The 18,424-nt window shown below is 73.4% G+C and carries 13 protein-coding genes and 1 pseudogene; 3 read left to right on the top strand and 11 right to left on the bottom strand.

The window, feature by feature from the left end:
- Positions 1–630: GNAT family N-acetyltransferase (locus FXF51_RS03050; protein ID WP_148432651.1), on the bottom strand; the 630-nt coding region annotated here is incomplete at its 3' end.
- Positions 631–881: 251 nt separating this feature from the next.
- Here FXF51_RS03050 and FXF51_RS03045 point away from each other — a divergent pair.
- The gene (locus FXF51_RS03045; protein WP_262379254.1) at positions 882–2,567 is read left to right on the top strand and encodes an RICIN domain-containing protein; all 1,686 of its coding nucleotides are present in this window, start codon (positions 882–884) and stop codon (positions 2,565–2,567) included.
- A gap of 73 nt (positions 2,568–2,640) precedes the next feature.
- Here the strand turns inward: FXF51_RS03045 and FXF51_RS03040 are convergent, their stop codons facing one another.
- Positions 2,641–3,954: an FAD-binding oxidoreductase gene (locus FXF51_RS03040; RefSeq protein WP_148432649.1), complete on the bottom strand. Its 1,314-nt coding sequence runs from the start codon at positions 3,952–3,954 to the stop codon at positions 2,641–2,643.
- Positions 3,955–4,126: 172 nt separating this feature from the next.
- Between FXF51_RS03040 and FXF51_RS03035 the strand changes: the two genes are divergently transcribed.
- Entirely contained in the window at positions 4,127–4,870 is a 744-nt protein-coding gene (locus FXF51_RS03035; protein ID WP_148432648.1) for an SAM-dependent methyltransferase, read from the top strand.
- 31 nt (positions 4,871–4,901) lie between these two features.
- Here the strand turns inward: FXF51_RS03035 and FXF51_RS03030 are convergent, their stop codons facing one another.
- On the bottom strand, positions 4,902–6,131 hold the full coding sequence (locus tag FXF51_RS03030; protein WP_148432647.1) for an alpha/beta fold hydrolase: 1,230 nt from the start codon (positions 6,129–6,131) through the stop codon (positions 4,902–4,904).
- 131 nt (positions 6,132–6,262) lie between these two features.
- On the opposite strand from FXF51_RS03030, the gene FXF51_RS03025 reads away from it, so the two are divergent.
- On the top strand, positions 6,263–7,072 hold the full coding sequence (locus FXF51_RS03025) for an aminoglycoside 3'-phosphotransferase (protein ID WP_148432646.1): 810 nt from the start codon (positions 6,263–6,265) through the stop codon (positions 7,070–7,072).
- Positions 7,073–7,079: 7 nt separating this feature from the next.
- Here FXF51_RS03025 and FXF51_RS03020 read toward each other — a convergent pair whose 3' ends face one another.
- The 8 genes and pseudogenes from FXF51_RS03020 to FXF51_RS02985 form a co-directional block, all read right to left on the bottom strand.
- Positions 7,080–9,416 carry an LLM class flavin-dependent oxidoreductase gene (locus FXF51_RS03020; RefSeq protein ID WP_222871094.1) on the bottom strand — a complete coding sequence of 779 codons (2,337 nt, stop codon included), beginning with the start codon at positions 9,414–9,416 and terminating at the stop codon, positions 7,080–7,082.
- A 5-nt stretch (positions 9,417–9,421) separates the two neighbouring features.
- Positions 9,422–10,309: pseudogene (locus FXF51_RS03015) on the bottom strand (LLM class flavin-dependent oxidoreductase); the annotation flags it as partial.
- Between the two features lie 131 nt (positions 10,310–10,440).
- Positions 10,441–10,944 carry a MarR family winged helix-turn-helix transcriptional regulator gene (locus tag FXF51_RS03010; protein ID WP_148432644.1) on the bottom strand — a complete coding sequence of 168 codons (504 nt, stop codon included), beginning with the start codon at positions 10,942–10,944 and terminating at the stop codon, positions 10,441–10,443.
- Positions 10,945–10,975: 31 nt separating this feature from the next.
- Positions 10,976–12,145, bottom strand: coding sequence for an erythromycin esterase family protein (locus FXF51_RS03005; protein WP_187414136.1), 1,170 nt, complete (start codon positions 12,143–12,145; stop codon positions 10,976–10,978).
- Positions 12,146–12,197: 52 nt separating this feature from the next.
- Positions 12,198–14,237, bottom strand: a complete 2,040-nt coding sequence (locus FXF51_RS03000; RefSeq protein WP_148432642.1) for a SpoIIE family protein phosphatase — start codon at positions 14,235–14,237, stop codon at positions 12,198–12,200.
- A gap of 118 nt (positions 14,238–14,355) precedes the next feature.
- Positions 14,356–15,435, bottom strand: coding sequence for a helix-turn-helix domain-containing protein (locus FXF51_RS02995; RefSeq protein ID WP_148432641.1), 1,080 nt, complete (start codon positions 15,433–15,435; stop codon positions 14,356–14,358).
- A 60-nt stretch (positions 15,436–15,495) separates the two neighbouring features.
- Complete coding sequence (locus FXF51_RS02990) at positions 15,496–16,503, bottom strand: hypothetical protein (protein WP_148432640.1); 1,008 nt, start codon at positions 16,501–16,503, stop codon at positions 15,496–15,498.
- A gap of 176 nt (positions 16,504–16,679) precedes the next feature.
- Complete coding sequence (locus FXF51_RS02985) at positions 16,680–17,603, bottom strand: hypothetical protein (RefSeq protein ID WP_148432639.1); 924 nt, start codon at positions 17,601–17,603, stop codon at positions 16,680–16,682.
- Positions 17,604–18,424: the final 821 nt, after the last annotated feature.

Below are 18,424 nucleotides of genomic sequence, written 5' to 3'. Positions count from 1 at the left end.
CGGGGCGGCGGGGAGGAGGCGGGGGGAGCGGGGGGGGGGGGGCGCGGGGGGGGACGGGGGCGGACGACAGGGGGGGGCCGCGTGGGCCGCCCGCCACTCCGGCGCCAGCACCGACCACACCTCGATGTCGTACCGCTCCCCCCGATGCAAGGTCCCGCCGCGCAGCACCCCGTCCTTGCTCATCCCGAGCCGCCGGGCGACCGCGATGCTGGCCGAGTTGGCCGCCGCGGCGCGCCACTCCACCCGGTGGATGCCGCGCTCCTCAACGGCCCAGTCGATGATGACGCGCGCCGCCCGGGTGACGAGCCCCTTGCCGGCCGCGGCGGGTTCCAGCCAGCATCCCGCCTCCGCGATGCCCGTGGCGAGGTCCATCGTGCGGAAGAGGACACCCCCGACGAGGGTGCCGTCCGTCCAGATGCCGTAGATGCGGGCCGTGTCGGCGGCGGTCTTGTCCGCGTACGCCTGAAGGAACGCCCTGCTCGAAGCCGGGTCCACGACGACGTCCGGCAACCCGATGAAGCGTCCGATGAACTCCCGTCCGCGCTCCATGTGGGCGAGGAACTCCTCGGCGCGCCACGGTTCGAGCGGACGCAGCACGGCGCCGTCGTCTCCAAGGGAAGTCGCGAACATATGACAGCTCCATGATTACAACGAAGGAAGGCGACATAACGTACCAAACCCCGCCGAACGGCGGAGTCCGTGAAAGTTTCACGCTCGAATCTTGCAATCGGTTGTTGCAGAAAAGGCGGCACTACCAGCCACGACTCCCTCCCCCGTTTGCAGTTTTACCTGCGCTTATTGACGTTTCCGGCAGGTAACGTCACTGTGACCGCAACCGGTTGGCGTCCATGTGCACACCCCCCTGCGGAATGGATGAAAACGTGCCCAAGAACCAAACCCTCTCGCAGAGGCTGGCGGTCGTGGCGACCGCCGGTCTGCTCACCACCGGCGGTCTGATCGCCGTGTTCAACCTGCCCGCCTCGGCGGCCCCGTCCAGCGGCTCGTACACCCTGGTGAACGCGGGCAGCGGGCTGTGCGCGGCCGTACCGAACCAGAGCACCGGCGACGGCGTGCAGCTCGTGCAGAGCGCGTGCACCGACGGCGCCGGGCAGGTCTTCACGCTCACCGCCTCCGGGAGCACCTACACGATCAAGGCCGAGCACAGCGGCAAGTGCGCCGGCGTGCGCGACGCCTCGACGAGCGCGGGCAAGGCCGTCCAGCAGGAGTCCTGCACAGGGGCGGCGTCGCAGACATGGCAGCTCACCGCGTCCGGATCGGCGTACCGGGTGGTCAACGGCAACGGCGGCAAGTGCCTCAACGTCAAGGACAACTCGACGGCGGCGGGCGCCGTCCTGCAGCAGAACTCCTGCGACTCGGTCGCCACCAAGCAGTGGACGCTGCGGCCCGCCGGGAGCGGCCCCACCACGAGCCCCACCCCCACCGTGACGCCCACCGTGACGCCCACCGTCACCCCGACCGTGACGCCGCCGCCGTCCAGCGGCACCCTGTACGTCGCCCCGGGCGGCACGGACGGCGCCGCCGGGACGCAGGCGAACCCGACCACTCTCACCTCCGCCATCACCCGCATCGCCGCCGGCGGCACGATCTACCTGCGCGGCGGCACCTACAACTACGCGCAGACGGTCACCATCGCGCCCGGCAACAACGGCACCTCCAGCGCACGCAAGAAGCTGTCGGCCTACCCGGGCGAGACGCCGGTGCTGAACTTCTCGGCGCAGAGCGAGGACCCGGCCAACCGCGGCCTGGCCGTGAACGGCTCGTACTGGCACGTCTACGGCGTGGTCGTCGAGCGGGCCGGTGACAACGGCATCTTCGTCGGCGGCAGCGGCAACATCCTGGAGCGCACCGTGACGCGCTACAACCGCGACACCGGCCTGCAGCTCTCCCGCATCGCCTCCGACACCCCGAACTCCCAGTGGCCCGCCGGCAACCTGATCCTCAGCGCGCTGTCGCACGACAACGCCGACTCCGACGGTGAGGACGCCGACGGCTTCGCCGCCAAGCTCACGGTCGGCTCCGGCAACGTCTTCCGCTACGCCGTGGCCCGCAACAACATCGACGACGGCTGGGACCTCTACACCAAGACCGACACCGGCCCCATCGGCCCGGTGACCATCGAGGACTCCCTGTCGTACGACAACGGCACGCTCAGCGACGGCAGCCAGGCCGGCAACGGCGACCGCAACGGCTACAAGCTCGGCGGCGAGGACATCGGCGTCAACCACGTCATCCGCCGCAACATCGCCTACAACAACGGCAAGCACGGCTTCACCTACAACCGCAACCTGGGCACGATGTCGATCGCGGACAACGTCAGCATCGACAACGCCGAGCGCAACTTCTCCTTCGACGGGGGGACGTCGGTGTTCAGGAACAACACCTCGTGCCGCAGCGGCAGCGGCACCAACGACAAGATCGTCGGTAGTTCCGACAGCTCCAACCAGTTCTGGACCGGCTCGAACGGCTCCCGCTGCTCGTCCTACTCCGGCACGCCGCGGTGGTCGTTCGCCTCGGACGGCCGGCTCGTCGTGACGTTCGGCGGCTGAACGGGCCGGGGCCGTGGGGCAGGCTGTGGGGCAGGGTCCGCCCCAGGGTCCCGCCCCGCGGCCCCGCTCCGGGCTAGGCCAGGACGGGGAAGTTGGCGCGCAGGACGCCGCGCGGGTCGCGGGCCCGCTTGATGTCCCGCAGCCGCGCCAGGTCCCCCTCGGTGAAGGCCGCCGCCGCACGGTCGCCGCGCCCCAGCATCGTGTACGGCTTGCGCCCGCTGACCAGCGACCCCAGCTCCCCGACGAAGCGCTCCTGCCGCTCCCCCACGGCCGCGGACAGCTCGGGGTTGAGCGCCAGGCCGAGCGTGTAGAGCAGGTACGGCTCAGAAAGGGGCCCGCTCGGCCCCGCGTCAGGGCGGGTGGCGGCCAGCGCCCCGCCCAGGTGCCTGAGCTGCACGGCGAGCACCGGCTCCAGCGGGGTGTCCAGCAGCACCTCGGCCGCCGTGTCGTCCAGCCCGGTGAGCAGCTCGGCGCGGGTACGGCCGGGCGCGGGGTCGGTCGGCTCGTCGGTGATGTCGCCGAGGCTCGCCACCGGCACCGGGCCCCGCTGGTCGGCGATCACGTCGTCGATCTTGTCCAGGCGGGCGAGCAGCGTCCGGCCGTCGCCCTCCTCGCCGAGGAACGCGACGTCCACGGCCACCATGGGCGGCCCCTGCGGGAACTGGAACCTGTTGAACCACACCGACAGCTCGTCCGGCGCCTCGGCGGTGATCTCCCTGAAGGCCTCGAACACCTCGCGGGTACGGTGCCCCGGCCAGATGACGCGGCCCCCGTACAGGGCGGGCGCCGGGTGCAGGTCGAACTCGATCGCGGTGACCAGCGCGAAGTCGCCGCCGCCGCCGCGCAGCGCCCAGAACAGGTCGGGGTCGGAGCTCGCGGTGACCGTGGCGGGCTCGCCGTCGGCCAGCACCACGTCGAACGAGCGCACGCTGTCGGCCGCGAAGCCGTACCGGCGGCCGAACCAGCTCAGACCGCCGCCCAGCGTGTAACCGGTCACGCTCACGACGGGGCTGCTGCCCGCGAGGCCGGTCAGGCCGTGCGGGCCCGTCCCGGCCAGCACCTCGCCCCACTTGACGCCTGCGCCCACCCTGGCCACCCGCTCGCCGGGACGCACCTGGACGCCGCCGAGCCGCCCGGTGCGCAGCAGGATCACGCCGTCGGTGCCGCCGGTGGCGCCGTGGCCGCCGGGCTGGGCGGTCACCGTCAGGCCGGTTCTTGCCGCGTACCGGACCAGGGACGCCACGTCGGCGGTGTCCTCGGCCTCCACGACGGCGGCCACCGGCTGGTGCACGGACAGGTTCCAGGGCTTGGCCGCCTGCTCGAAGCCGTCGTCGCCGGGGAGCAGCACCTGGCCGCGTACCGCCGTGCGCAGTTCCGTGTTCGTCATGTTGTCCTCAGTCCCCCATGTCATGGTCGTTCCCGGGTTGTCCGGGGCACGGATATGACGGATCCCGTGGGGAGAGTGTGACGGCATCGGCTGACATTTCCGGATGTGTCAGGTGGCCGCATCCGCGCCCCGGCTTTGCCGCTCGCGCCTCGGATGCGGCATCCTTCGCCGGATGGAACGTGATCTGATCAGTCACCTCGCCCACGCCGACCACCCCATCGCCGCCCCGATCAGCGAGGACAACCTGGAACGCCTGCTCGTCCGGGCGAAACCACCCGCGCGGGCCCGCATCCTCGACCTGGGCTGCGGCGAGGCGGCGTGGCTGGTCAGAGCTCTGTCCCTCTATCCGGACGCGACGGCCGACGGCGTGGACATCTCCGACTCCGGCTTCGCCAGGGCCAAGGAGGAGGCCGAACGCCGCGGGGTGGCCGACCGGCTCCGCCTGCACCGCGCCCCCGCCACGGACTTCACCGCCGAAGAACCGTACGACCTGGTGCTGTGCGTCGGCGCCACCCACGCTTTCGGCGGTCTGGCGCCGACCCTGGACGCCGTCCGCGATCACCTGCGGCCCTCCTCCGGGCTCGCCCTGGTCGGCGAGGGCTTCTGGGAGCGCCCGCCGTCCCCCGGCCTGCTCGCCCGGTTCGGCGCCGAGCCCGACGAGTACGCCGACCTGGCCGGGACGGTGGCGCGGGCGGAGGACGCCGGGTACGCCACCGTCTACGCGCACGCCAGCACGGTGGAGGAGTGGGACGAGTACGAGTGGTCGTGGACCGGCACGCTGACCCGCTGGGCGCTCGACCACCCTGGTGAGGAGGGTGAGAGCGCGCTGTCGGCCGCCCGTGAGCATCGTGAGCTGTGGCTCGGCGGTTATCGGGGTGTCCTGGGCTTCGTCACGCTGATGCTGCGCCGGGTCTGAGGCGAGCGGCCGGGTTCTGATCGAGCCGCGCTCACTCCTGGCCGCGCAGGAACTCGGTGACCAGCTCCTGGTACTCGGCGGGCCGGTCGTGGGCGATGTCGTGGCCGGCCCCGTCGATCGCGCGGAAGACGGCGTTCGGCAGCACCTCGGCGTACTCGCGGGCCACCTCGGCCGCCAGGTAGTCGCACGTGCCGCGCAGCACCAGCACGGGCACGGCGACCTGACGCAGCGCGGGCCGTGGGTCGGTGGCCTGACCGGCGTCGCGGGCCGTCATGGCGTTGGCCCAGAACCCGGCCCCCGACATCGGCGTCCGCAACGGCTGCCCCTGGCACCCGGCCCGCATGTCGAACGAGCCGATGAGGGCGTCGAACTCGCCGTCCATCGCCTCGTCCGGCAGCAGCGCCTGAGCGGTGCCGGGCCCCGCCACCTGCATGAGCAGGTGCGCCAGCAGGAAGCGGGGACGGTCCCACACCGCCTGGTTCTGGTCGCGCAGCCCGCCGTCCGTCATCTTCTGGTCGTCCGTGTAGGCGGCGGGCCAGATCGTCCCTGGCGAGGCGACGACCGCGCCGGCCACCCGGCCGGGGTGCGCGGCCAGGTAGGCGGCGGTGAGCTGGGCGCCCCACGAGGTGCCGGCCAGCACGACGCGGCCGGCGCCGATCGCGGCCCGGATGGCGTCCAGGTCGGCCACGTGCCGTCGCACGGTGTAGCCGGTGACGTCGGGGAGGCGGCTGGACAGGCCCGCGCCCACCTGGTGGTAGGCGTACACGTCGAACCCCTGGGCGGCGAGGGCGGGAGCCAGCGGTGACGGCTCGGCGGGCGGTGCGCCGGGGCCGCCGTGCAGGAGCAGCACCGGGGTGGGCCGGCGGCGTTCGCCCTGGGCGGGGGTGTGGGTGTAGGCGATACGCGAGCCGGTCGGCAGGTTCCAGTAGCGGGTGGCGGGGTCGGTGGCGATCGGGCGGGGTGGCGGGCCGCCGAACAGCAGGCCCGCCAGGGGGACGGCCGCGATCGCCAGTTCCAGGGCGGCGACCGCGATCGGCACCCAGCGCTGTGCCCGTCCGGCCGCCAGGCGCCGCAGCGCCGACCGGCACATCCACCACACGACGGCGGCCATGGCCAGTGCGGCGACGACGACGGCGGCCCACCGGTCGCCGGTCGCCGTGGCGGTGGCCCACAGCGCGGTGAGGCCCGCCAGCAGGCCGGCCGGGAGGGTCAGGAGGAAGAGCAGAACGGCCGCCGCCTTCGCTCGCACGCCCGTGCTCATCGCCTCTCCCAGGGGCCGCGGGGGGTTTGTGATCCAGCGTATGGCGAAGGTGCTGAAGGTGCGCGGGAGCCGCGGGGTGGGTGGAAAAGCCGTTGCCGGGGTGGCGACGCGGCTGGAAGGATCAGGTCCCTGTGAGCGTGAACTCCGAGGTCCCGACCGGCCCCGTGCCCGTCCCCGACGCGATCGCCGCGCTGGCGCGCGACGCCGGCGCCGTCACCCCCGTGTGGCGCAACGAACTGGGCGGCCTGACGTTCCGCCTGGACGACCCGCGCGGCGGCACCCGCTACGCCAAGTGGGTGGCGGCGGGCACCCCGGAGATCGACCTGGCGGGCGAGGCCGAGCGGCTGACGTGGGCGAGCCGGTGGGCGACCGTGCCGCGCGTGCTCGGCCACGGCAAGGACGCCGGCGGTGAATGGCTGGTGACGGCGGCCGTGCCCGGGACGTCGGCGATGGACGCGCGGTGGGTGGCCGAGCCGGCCGTCGCGGCGACGGCGATCGGGCGGGGGCTGCGGCTGCTGCACGACGCCCTGCCCGTGGAGGGGTGCCCGTTCGACTGGGGGGTGGCGCGGCGGCTGCGCCGCGCCGACGAGCGCATCGCCGAGGGCGAGGGGCCCGCCGAGTGGGCGCCCGAGCATCGGCGTCTGCGTCCGGACGAGGCCCGCGCCAGGATCGGTGCCCCGCCGCCGATCGACCGGCTGGTCGTCTGCCACGGCGACGCGTGCGTCCCGAACACGTTGCTGCACGACGACGGCGCGTTCGCCGCGCACGTCGATCTCGGCTCGCTCGGCCTCGCCGACCGGTGGGCGGATCTGGCGGTGGCCGCCTGGAGCACCGTGTACGACTACGGCCCCGGCTACGACGGCCACGTCTACGAGGGTTACGGGATCGAGCCGGACGAGGAGCGCATCGCGTACTACCGCCTGTTGTGGGATCTGGCGTGAGCCCCCGTCAGGGGTCCGACGGGGTGATGTTGAAGTTGTCGCGGAAGACGTTGGCCGGGTCGTAGCGCCGCTTGAGCGCGCGCAGCCGCCGCAGCGTCGGCTCCGGGTAGGCCTCCAGGACGCGTTCCGGCCGCAGGTCGGTCTCGAAGTTGATGTACTGGCCGGAGAAGTGGTGCAGCATGCCGTCCCACAGCTCGTCGAGGGCACGGCGGCCCGGCCCGAACGCCACGAGCGAGAAGTTCGCCGACCGGCCCGCGTACGCGGTCGCGTCCGGGGCGACGTCGGAGGCGGCGCCGCCCGCGGAACGCACCTGGAAGAAGTACGTGCGCCCGCTCGCGACCAGCCGCGCGGCCGCGGCGGCCAGCTCGGGGGTGAGGTGGTCGGCGAGGGCCGCCCTGGTGACCGGCTCGCCCTGCGCGTCGTGCGGGCCGTGCGGCACCTGCATGATCGCCTCGTACGGCAGCACCTGGATCGAGTGGTCCAGCAGCGGAGCGGCGGCGGCGATCGGCTGCAGCCGGTTGATGATCGTCTCTGCGTCGCCGGAGTGCACGACCGCCATGATCTGCGCGATGAGCGGCTGCCCGGGCCGGGCCTGGCCGATGATGAGCGAGCTGGTGAGGTCGCGCGGGGCCGCCTCCATCGCGGCTCCCCAGCGCCGCAGGAAGCCCGCCGTGTCGGTGGCGTCCACGACGAGCTGGGCGAACCCCACGTCCCCGCCCTCGTGTGCCTCGAACTCGAACGCGGTCACGATGCCGAGGTTCGCCCCCGCCCCGCGCACGGCCCAGAACAGGCCGGCGTTCTCCTCGTCGTCCGCGTGCACCTGGCTGCCGTCGGCCAGCACCAGGTCCACGGCGCGCAGGTGGTCGATGGTCAGGCCGTGCTCGCGGACGAACCAGCCGATGCCGCCCGCCGTGGCCAGCCCGCCGACGCCCACGCCGCCGTAGTCGCCGGAGGTGAGCGCCCAGCCGTGCGGGGCCAGCGCGGCGGCCACCTCACCCCAGCGCGCGCCGGGTCCGACGCGGACGCGGCGGGTGGCCTTGTCGACCACCTCGATGGCGTTGAGGCGGGACACGTCGATGACGATGCCGCCGTTGCTGGTGGAGCGGCCGCTGATGCCGTGCCCGCCGCTGCGGATGGAGAGCTTCACCGGCTGGGTACGGGCGTAGCGCACGGCCTGGCTCACCTCGTCGGGCGTGCCCGGGCGCAGGACCAGGCCCGGGGAACCGCCGCGCAGGTACGTGGAGCGGACGCGGGCGAAGGCGGCGTCTCCCGGTTCGACGGCCTGTTCGGTGAGGGCCGGGGGGATGGCGTCGTAGTCGATGCCCTCGCGGCGGTGGCGGCGGGCGAAGACGCTGCGGGCGGGGCGGTGGCCGGGATGCTGTCCGGTGGTGGTGGCGGCGCGGAGGGCGGGGGCCACCTCGGTGGCGAAGCGGCGCAGGGTGTCCTCGTCGTCGGTGGCGAGGAGGAGGGTGGTGACGGCGCCGTCGTCGATCAGGGGGAGGAGGTCGGCCACCCATCGGCCGGGCGGGCCTGCGAGGAACGCTTCATGGCCCCCTCCTGGGGTGATGCCGGGGGTGGGCTGGAAGCGGCCGGTGACGATCGCGAGGCGGCGCAGTTCGCGCGGGTCGCGTCCTGCCGCCACGGCCTCCTCGGCGATCAGCGCGCCGGTCGCCGCCGGCTCGACGCCTGGCGCGGTGAGCAGCCAGCCGTCGGCCTTGGCCGCGGCGAGCCGCAGGGCGTCCGGGCCGGCGCCGGCGGCGAGCCAGAGCGGGATGTCGTGCGCCGGCGCCGGCCCCCGTTCGGCGCCGGACACGCGGTGGTGCCGCCCGTCGAAGTGCAGAGGGGCACGCACGTTCGCCGCCCAGATGCCGCGGATGACGTCGATCGCCTCGCCCAGCGCGCCAACGCCGACCGCCTCCCCACGCGGGCCGACGCCGACCGCCTCCCCACGCGGGCCGACGCCGACCGCCTCCCCGCGCGGGCCGACGTCGACCGCCTCCCCGCGCGGGCCGACGCCGATCGCCTCGCCCGGCGCGCCGGACGTGCCTCCGCCCGAACCGTCCAGAGCCAGCTCGACCCGCCCGCCCGACAGCAGATCAAGGCTGGCCGCCGCACGAGCGAGCACCGCCGGGTTGCCCAGCTCGGCAACAGGCCCGGCCAGCAGCCGGATCCGGCTGGTGCGAGCCGCCACCCAGCTCAGCAACGTCCACACATCCAGCTCGGCACCCTCGTCCCGGAAGGACACCACGTCGTAGCCGAGCTCCTCACTCAGCCGAGCCCGCTCCACCACGTCACCGCCCGCACCGAGCAGCACCCCGAACCGCAGCGCATGTCCGTGATCCACGATCACCGCTCCCGCGCCACGAGCTCCCGCACGCCCGGCGCGACCTGCTCGCCGAACGTCCGGATGGTGGCCGCGTCGTCGGCCATGAGGATGAATCCGGAGAAGCCGTACTCCAGGGTCAGCACCGCGAGCTGCTCGGCCCACTGCTCGGGCGGCCCCGACAGCAGCCGGTCGCTGGGCGGGCCGAAGCGTCCGGTGAGGTTGAGCAGGCGGCGGACGGCGGCGGGCGCGCGCCCGGCCCCGGCGGCGGCGTCGTCGATGATGGCGTTGGCCTCGGCGAGCTGGTCGAGGCTGCGCATGTACGGCAGCGACGGCAGCCAGCCGTCGGCCTTGGCGCCGGTCAGCCGGAGCATCCTGGGCTTGTAGGCGCCCAGCCAGATCCCGATGTCGTGCGCCGGGGCCGGGCCGCGCTTGGCGCCGTCCACCTGGTAGTAGGCGCCGTCCAGGCGGAAACGTTCGCGGTTGCCCGCGTCCCAGACGCCGCGGATGACGTCGATGGCCTCGCTGAGCGCGTCCACGGCCTGGCCGGGGGTCAGCCGCCGGCCGCCCATGGCTTCGATGGCATCCCAGAAGCCGCCTGCTCCGAGGCCCAGCTCGAACCGGCCGCCGCTGAGCAGGTCGAGGCTGGCGGCGGCTCTGGCGAGCACGGCCGGCGGGCGGAGCGGGAGGTTGATGACGTTGCCCGACAGGTGGACGCGTTCGGTGCGCGCGGCGACGTACGACAGCAGCGTCCAGGTGTCGAGGAAGGCGGCCTGGTAGGGATGGTCCTGGAAGGTGACCAGGTCGAGCCCGGCGGCCTCCGACTCCTGCGCCAGCGCGACGACCTCTTGCGGCGTGGCGTTGGCCGGCGTGATGAACGACCCGAACGTCAGGTCGTGCCCGTAGTCAGGCATGGCTGTGTGTTCCTCCTCCGCCCGAGCGAGGCAGATGTGTTGTGGAGCAGACTATCTCTGCGCCAGACGAGTTGCACAACAGCAAATTGCGCATGGGCATTCCACGCGTGTGCAAGGAACTAGCGGGAGACTCAGCGCCCGTCCGAGAGCAGCTCCTCGGCCACCGTGCACGGGTCGGCGGCGGCGTCCACGTCGCGCACGTCGCAGGCCACCCGCCGCAGAAGCTTCCTGAAGGTGTCGCGCTCGGCCGGGTCGAGCGCGCCGAGCAGGCCGTCCTCGGCCTCGCGCACCCGCCGCTCCAGCTCCTTGAACGTGCTCTCGCCGCCCGCCGTCGCCACGATCCTGCGCTGCCGCCGATCGGCCGGGTTGAGCCGCCGCTCGACCAGCCCCGCCTGGACCAGGTCGTCGAGGAGGTACGTCAGCACGGTGCGGTCGATGCCCAGGTGGGCGGCCAGGGCGAGCTGCGTGGGGTGCTCGCCGCCGACCACGGCGGCGAGCGTCTGGTAGCCGCGCGGGCCGTGCGGCAGATCGCCGATCACGGTGACGACCGTGCCGTGGTAGGCGCGCAGCAGCACGCCGAGCGTCCAGCCGAGGTTGTCGCCGCCGGGGGCGTCTCCTGGCCGGTCGGTGCTCATGGCCGCATCCTATCCAGGCGTCCTGGCGGGGTCATAACGGTGTGGACGCGCTGACCTGCCGCAGGAAGGCGAGGCCGTCGAACTCGTCCGCCAGGACCGTGTCGCTGAAGGCGGACCTGGCGCGCACCCGGCGCGCCATCCCGCCGAAGCCGCGCACCTGGTTGGTGTCCGCCAGCCAGGCGGCCACGGGCTCCGGGCGGTCGCCGCCGCGCAGGTCCACCACGTAGTCGCCGGGGTGGGCGGCGGCCAGCCGCGCCGCCACGTCGCCCGCCACGTCGCCCGGCGCGCCGCCCGCCGGGACGCGGAAGAGGGCCGGGGGCTTGCGCACCAGCCGGCCGAAGCGCCGCCGGTGGGCGCGGAACTCGCCGTGACCGAACAGCACCGCGAGCGCGTAGTACGCCTCACCGAACTCCCTCGCCAGGTGCGCCCCCATCGGCGGAACACCGCGGGCGCTCCGCGCGATGTGGCTGTTGTGCGCCCACACGACCACCTTGTCCTCGGGCACGGTCAGGAGCCTGGCGACGTTCTCGGCCATGTAGCGGTCGCGGGCGGCGGCGAGGGTGCGCTCCGGATCGGTGTGGACGCGCGGCCTGCTCGCCACGTCGGCGAACTGCCGGACGATCCTGGCGTGCTCGCGGGCCTCGTCCGGCCCGTGCGCGGCCACGTGCTCCTCCAGGCGCCGCGCGTCCGCCTCGGCCTGCCGGTCCAGTGGCCGCATGAAGCCGTCGCGGCCGAGGTCGCCGAGCGGGTCGAGCAGGGGCGCGGCGGGCTCGCCCAGGCAGGCGCGCAGGGCTTGAAGGGCGGACTGCGGGTGTTGCGGGTCTATCCCGACGAAGCGGACGGGCCGGGCGGCGGTGCGGTTGTGGTCGCGCAGCCGTTCGAGGACGGTCAGCATCTCCGCGGTGTGCAGCGTCCAGAAGCGCAGCCCGGCCAGGACCTCGCGGGGGTTGCCCGGCCCGCCGGCGGTGTAGGCGTCCACGGCTCGCGCGGCGGCGGCGCTGGCCTCGATGGCGAGCGTGGTAAAGCCGAGCTCCTCGATGAGGAGCTCGGTCAGGCGCCCGCGGAGCAGGAAGAACTCGGCGCTGCCGTGCGTGGCCTCGCCCAGGCCGACCACGCGGGCGTCCTGGAGCGCGGTCCTGAGCGGGGCGAGGTCCGCCAGCGGCACGGCCCGCCCTGCCAGCCAGGCCGTCACTTCGTCCATCACGTCCATCCCCTGCACTCAAGCGCCTGCCGGACGGGCCGCCGGGCGGCGGTTACGGCTCGGCCGGGAGCCGCAGCGCGATGACGGCGATGTCGTCCTGCCCGCTGGTGGGCAGCCCGCTGAGCAGATTGTCGCAGAACGCGTCGATCGGCTCGTCCGCCAGCGACCCCGCGAGCCGGCGCAGCCGCTCCAGCCCCCGGTCCAGATGCTCGCCCGACCGCTCGACGAGACCGTCCGTGTATAGCAGTAACGTGCTGCGTGGCGGCAACGGCATCACCTCCGACGAGCACGGCTGCTCGTGCCGGAAGCCCAGCAGGGGGCTGGCGCCGCCGTCCAGGAAGTAGCTCTCCCCCTTGGCGGTGACCAGGAGCGGCGGCGGGTGGCCGGCGACGGCGTAGTGGAGCTGGTGGCCGCCCTCGACCCGTTCCACGCGGGCGAGCGCGGCGGTGGCCGTCACGTCGTCCGACAGGGACTCCATCGCGAGGTTGAGCCGGGTGAGGATCTCGCCGGGCGGTTCGCAGCGGTCCATGGCCAGGGCGCGCAGCATGTTGCGGAGCTGGCTCATGGCGACCGCGGCGCCGAGGTCGTGGCCTGCGACGTCGCCGATGGCGACCACGGTGACGCCGTCGGGCAGGACGAAGGAGTCGTACCAGTCGCCGCCGACCTCCGCCGCTGTCGGGCTCGCCTGGTAGCGGGCCGTGATCTCCAGGTCGGGCAGGGTGGGCGGCTCGGCGAGCAGGCTGTGCTGCAGGGCCAGGGCCACCTGTTGCGCGCGCTGGAAGCGGATGGCGTTGCTCAGCGCGTCATGCGCGTGGTCGAAGATCTCGTCGAGCAGCTCGATGTCGTCCCAGCCGATCGGCGCCCGGTCCTCGCAGGTCACGGCGCTGACGACGGCGGGGACGGCCCCGTCCACCACGACAGGCAGCGTGAGCAGGCTGTTGGCCTCGCTGGCCGTCAGCCACGACTGGAAGTCGGCGGGCGCGAGGTTGGGCGGCGGCGCGCCCTTCGGGAAGATCTTCAGCAGCGGGCGGCGCTCCTGGACGGCTCTGACCAGCGTGTTGTCGGCGGGCAGGTGCTCCTCGCTGTAGGCGGGCAGCCGGCTCAGGCCGCTGCGGGCGGAGGTGGCCAGGCGTTCGACCACGAACGGCACGCCGCCCTGCCTGATGCTGGTCAGGTCGGTGATGAGGTGCACGCCGCACCCGTCGGCCAGCTCGGGGACGATCACGTCCGCCAGCGCGCCGAGCATCTCGGGCAGGCTCGTCAGGTCGGCCGTGGCGGCGGTCGCGCGGTCCAGCACCTGCTGGCGCCGCCGGTCGCGCCACTGCTGCTCGATGTCGCTGCAGGTGCCCACCCACTCGAGGACCCGGCCGTTCTCGCGGATCGGCACGGCCTGCGCCCGGAAGTGCCGGTAGCATCCGTCGGCGGTGCGCAGCCGGTAGACCTGCTCCCAGACGTCCGCGCCGCCGTGGACCGCCTGCCACCAGGCCCGGAGCGTCGGCTCGCGGTCGTCCGGATGCAGCATCCGCTGCCAGCCCTGGCCCTTGAACTCCTCCCACGGCTGCCCGGTCACCCGCTGCCAGCTAGGGCTCGGCTCGATGGCCTCGCCCTCGGCGCCCGCCACCCAGATGATCTCCGCGCTGACGCGCATCAGGCTCTCGTAGCGCCGCAGGATGCGGCTGCGCTCGTCGGCGATCGCCCGGAACTCCTGCGTGGCGTTGATCTGCTCGGTGACCTCCGTCGTCACCACGAGCACGCCGTGCGCGCCGCCCTCCAGCGACACGCGCGACAGGCTGGAGGTGAAGAAGCGCTCCTCCCCCTCGTCCGCCATGCTCGCCGGAGCGGCGTTGAGGACGACGGGCTCGCCCGTCTCGTACACCTGGTCGAACAGCGTTCCGTAACGTTTCTGGACGAATTCGGCAAAGGCCTTCTCCAGCGGGAGCCCCATGGGTCTCTCGCCGAACTGTGCCCGGTACATGGCGTTGGTGTAGAGCAGGCGGTGCTCGGGGCCGCTGGTGACAGCCACCCCCACCGGCGCAGGATCGAGCACCTCGAACGCCAGGCCGCAGCGCGAGCCGTCCCCGGCCCCTTCCATCGTGACCTCCCCCCGATGGTCACCTCTCGCCTCTGATACCCCTCAACGGCGGGTGAGAACGCATCAGGCCTGGAAGGGGGGCCGCGGCGGGCTCGCCGCGGCCTCCTCATGACCTCTGTCAGGCGCAGGACAGGCGCACCGGCCCGGCCACCATGGCCTGGTCGCCCGTCGCGTTGCCCCTGCCGGTGTCGGTGATCCGGACCATCACCAGCCCGCTGGTGATCGTGACGGGAGCGGGGCCCGGAGCCCAGGTGCCCTGGCGCATGCGCTGGTCGAGGGTGAACTCCGCGACCGTGCGGGCGTCCTGGTCGAAGCCGTCGGTGACGGTGTACCAGACCCGCTGGCCCGCGAAGCCGGTCTTCGGGACGTACACCTTCACCTGGCACTGGTGGCGCCCGTCCAGCCCGGTCGTGAAACGCCACTGGAAGCTGTTGCTGCGCGGGACGGCCTGGCCCGGGTCGTACGTCAGCGCCGAGAACAGGAAGCCGTCGCCGCAGCCCGCGCCCGTCCAGCCGGGAGCGCTGGCGTCCTTCCAGCCGTCCCGGCCCGGCACGCCCTCGATGCGCACGCTGCGCCTGGCGTCGCGCGGGCAGCCGGGGCCCGCGACCGCCACGAAGGCCGGGCGGGCGGCGCCCGTCGCCGTGGTCCGCGGCGACGGGCCGGCCGGCCGCAGCGAGGTGGTGGTGAACGCGTCCTGGCGGCCCGCGACGGAGACGGCCATCGGCACCTGGTTCTGGTAGATCACCAGCGCCGCGGGCACCGCGATCTGCGCGAGCACCCCGAGGATCACCCACGTCTTGATGGACGTGCGCCGCCGCTCGGCCACGGGCGGCTCCGGAGGCGGCCCCATGCGCGGGAACTCCACCGTCTCGTAGACGCGGTCGCTGTGGCGCACCCGCAGCATGGCGTCCACCACGTGCCACTTCCTGGTCCACTCGTTGCGGTCGCCGCCGCACGCGGCCACGTACGCGAGCGTGACCGTCAGGCTCGGCAGCTCCTCCCCCGACACCGCCGCCGCCAGCTCGGCCGCCGGGACTCCCGTCCTGCGTCTCATCGCGCGGCGGCTCGGCTCACCCGCCGCCGCCCGCAGGTCGCGCAGCCCGCGGGCGAACTCCTTCAGCGGGTCGGGCGCCGCCGGACGCGCGTGCCGTCCCCGAGGTCTGCGCGGTAACTCACGAAGCCTTTCCTTGTTCGTCATCGTGCCCCCCAGCGATCGTGTCGGCCCGTGGTGAGGTCAGTGGTGAGGTCAGTGGTGAGGTCATGGGCAGGAAAGCCGGACCGGGCCGGCGGCCATGGCCTGGTTTCCCGTGGTGTTGCCGCGCCCCGTGTCGGTGATCTGCACGATCACCAGGCCGCTGGTGACGACCAGGGGAACCGGCGCCGGCACCCACTGGCCCTGGCGCACGCCCTGGTCGAGGGTGAACTCCCCGACCGTGCGCGCCTCCTCGTCGAAGCCGTCGCTCACCGTGTACCAGACGCGCTGCCCGGCCAGCTCCGACTTCGGGACGTACACCGTCAGCGTGCAGTCGTGGGAGCCGCGCAGGCCCGTGGTGAAGCGCCACTGGAAGGAGTTGCGCGGGTTCTCGCCGCTCTTCGGCTTCAGCTCGGAGAACAGGAAGCTGTCGCCGCAGCCCGCGCCGGTCCAGCCGGACGCGGCGGCGTCCTTCCAGCCGTCCCTGCCGGGCATGCCGTCGATGCGCACGCTGCGCGTCGTGTCGCGCGGGCAGCTCGGCCCGGCGACCGCCGTGAAGGCGGGCCGGTTGTCCCTGGCCTCCGTCTTGCCGTCGTCCTTCTTGTCGTCCGTGGTCGAGATGGCGCGGAACAGCAGGTCGTCGCGCAGCGCTCCGGCCGTGGCCAGCCCCGTCACGCCGATCGCGACGAGAAGCGCGGACAGCTTGACCACGCCGCGGTTCAGCCGTACCCGCCGCGGGCGGCGCGCGGGTGACGGGTGCGCGAGCGCCTCGCCGTCGTGGGGCTTGTTGTCCAGCTCCTCCCGCAGGTCGTTCCACTTCCTGGCCCACGCGTCCTGGTCACCGCCGCACGCCCCCACGTACGCCTTCGTGACCGCCAGACTCGGCAGCCGGTCCCCCGACGCGGCCGCGGACAGTGCCGACGACGAATATCCCGCCTTACGCTCCATGGCCCGGTAGCTCGGATTGCCCGCCGCCATCCGCAGGTCGCGTAGCCCCTGCGCGAACTCCTGGAGCGGGCCGGGCGGAACCGGCCGTTCCCGTCTTCCCCGGGTGGTGGTGTCGTGTTGGATCATCGTGCCCCCTGGACGATTTGAAGCTCTCGGCCTCCTATTCGCGGACGCACGCCCCGCGGACTGATCCTTTCCGTTCCGGAATTGACACTGACCAGACAGAGCCCGTCCGAAATCCACACGACTGCGGGGCGGCCCCTGGCTGGGGGCCGCCCCGCACGACGATCCGGAACCTCCGGCTATCGCCGGCGGACCTTGCCGATCACGTCCACGACCGGCTCGTTACAGGTGTTGATGTAACGGACGACCACGGTGTACTTGACGCCCCTCTTCAGGAAGTCCGTCGGGTACCTGTCGCGGTCCTCCAGCACCGTGTTCTTCGCGACGCGGGGCTGCGGCCTGAGGACCTCGGCGCCCCTCTTCGAGACGAACACGTAGTTGACCGTGCTGAACCTCTTCAGCTTGTTGCCCGACGGGGCCAGGAACGAGTTCCGGCCGAGGACGAGCGTGCGGCCCAGGTTGTCGCCGCCGATGAAGTTCGTCGGCTGGAAGCGGCCCCTGCGGACCGTCGTGCCGAACAGGCGGACGTTGCCGGGCACCCGGCAGAACTGCCGCTGCAGCTCCGGACGGAAGAAGCGGTCCGGCTCCTTGAACGAGCCGAAACCCCTGCGCCTGTCGCCGGGCTGCCGCTTGACGATCCAGTCCACGAGGCTGATCCCGGCCTCGCGCAGCACCTTCTCGACCGACTCTGGAACCCGCTTGCTCGACGTGGTCGTGGCCGGGCCCTGCAAGGTCAGGTCCTCGGACGGGACGGTGCCGGTCTCGGCCGGAACCTGGGGCTGGGTCTGGGTGGTGTTGTTGTTGTTCTTGTCGCGCTTGAGCAGCTTGTTCAGTGCCTCCTGGCCGAGTTGCTTGCCCAGGTCCTTGCCGAGGTCCTTCAGGAAGTCGCCGAACCCGCCGGAGCTGCTGGAGCCGCTGCTCCCGCTACCGGGCTGGGGCGCGGTCAGACCGAAGTCGAACGAGCTGCCGCCGGACGAGCCGCCGAAACCGAACGGGTCGTCCACTTGCGCGTGTGCCGCTCCCGCGGTGAGGCCGCTACCGGCCAGCACACCGCCGACCGCCAGGCCGGCCACCGCAAGACGAAGCTTCGAAGGTGCTTTCACCTTGGTTTCCTCTCTCATGGTGACGCGATCGGCGGGGAGCGGCGTGCTCCCCCGGGTGCCGAAACGCGTCGGAATGTTTTCCAGCGACTTCCTGATTACGGGGCTGGGCGATGACCATCCAGGTGAGGACGTTGTCCAGCGCCGCAAACCGATGTCCAGGCGGGGGTGTGGGCGTCACGGCTGGGCTTGGGGTTGGCCTGGATCGGGGGGTGGTTGTGGGGGCGGCTGTCCACTGGGGGGTGGGTTCGGGGGGCTGGACGTGGGGGGCTTCTCGGTGGTGGGCCGGCACGGGGGGCGGGGTTTGGAGGGGTGGGGTGGCGGGCGAATTGCTGTGGTGGGCTGTCGTGCGGGGGCCTCGCGCGGTGCCGGCCCACGCGCTGCGGCCCGTCGCGCTGCGGCGTTCGCGCTGCGGCCCTCGCGGGGCGGGGTTCGCGCTGCGGCCCTCGCGGGGCGGGGCTCGGCACGGGCAGGGCAACGGCAGGGCAAGGCTCGGCGCCAGGCGCTCGGCACAGCGCGGCGCTCGGCTCGTGGGAGGCGGTGTCCGTCATGAGGGGGCGCGAGGCGAGGCGGGGCGGCGCGGCGCGGCGGCGCGGGGCGGGGTGGGCGGCGCAGGGCGGGGCGGCGCAGGGCGGGGCGGGGGGCGCGGCGCAAGGCAGCGCTCGGCACGCGAGGACGGTGGTCGTCACGAGGCGCGCACGGCGCGAGGTGGCGCGGGGCGCGGTGCTTCGCACAAGGCGGGAGGCGGTGGCGGTCGCGGGGCGCGCACGGCGCGAGGCAGCACGGCGCGGGGCGCGCACGGCGCGAGGCAGCACGGCGCGAGG

Origin of the sequence: Nonomuraea sp. PA05, assembly GCF_008086045.1 — a bacterium.
GTDB classification, from domain to species: Bacteria; Actinomycetota; Actinomycetes; order Streptosporangiales; family Streptosporangiaceae; genus Nonomuraea; species Nonomuraea monospora.
Note: the sequence above shows the minus strand (reverse complement) of the source record. Positions and strands in the feature narration are given on the sequence as shown.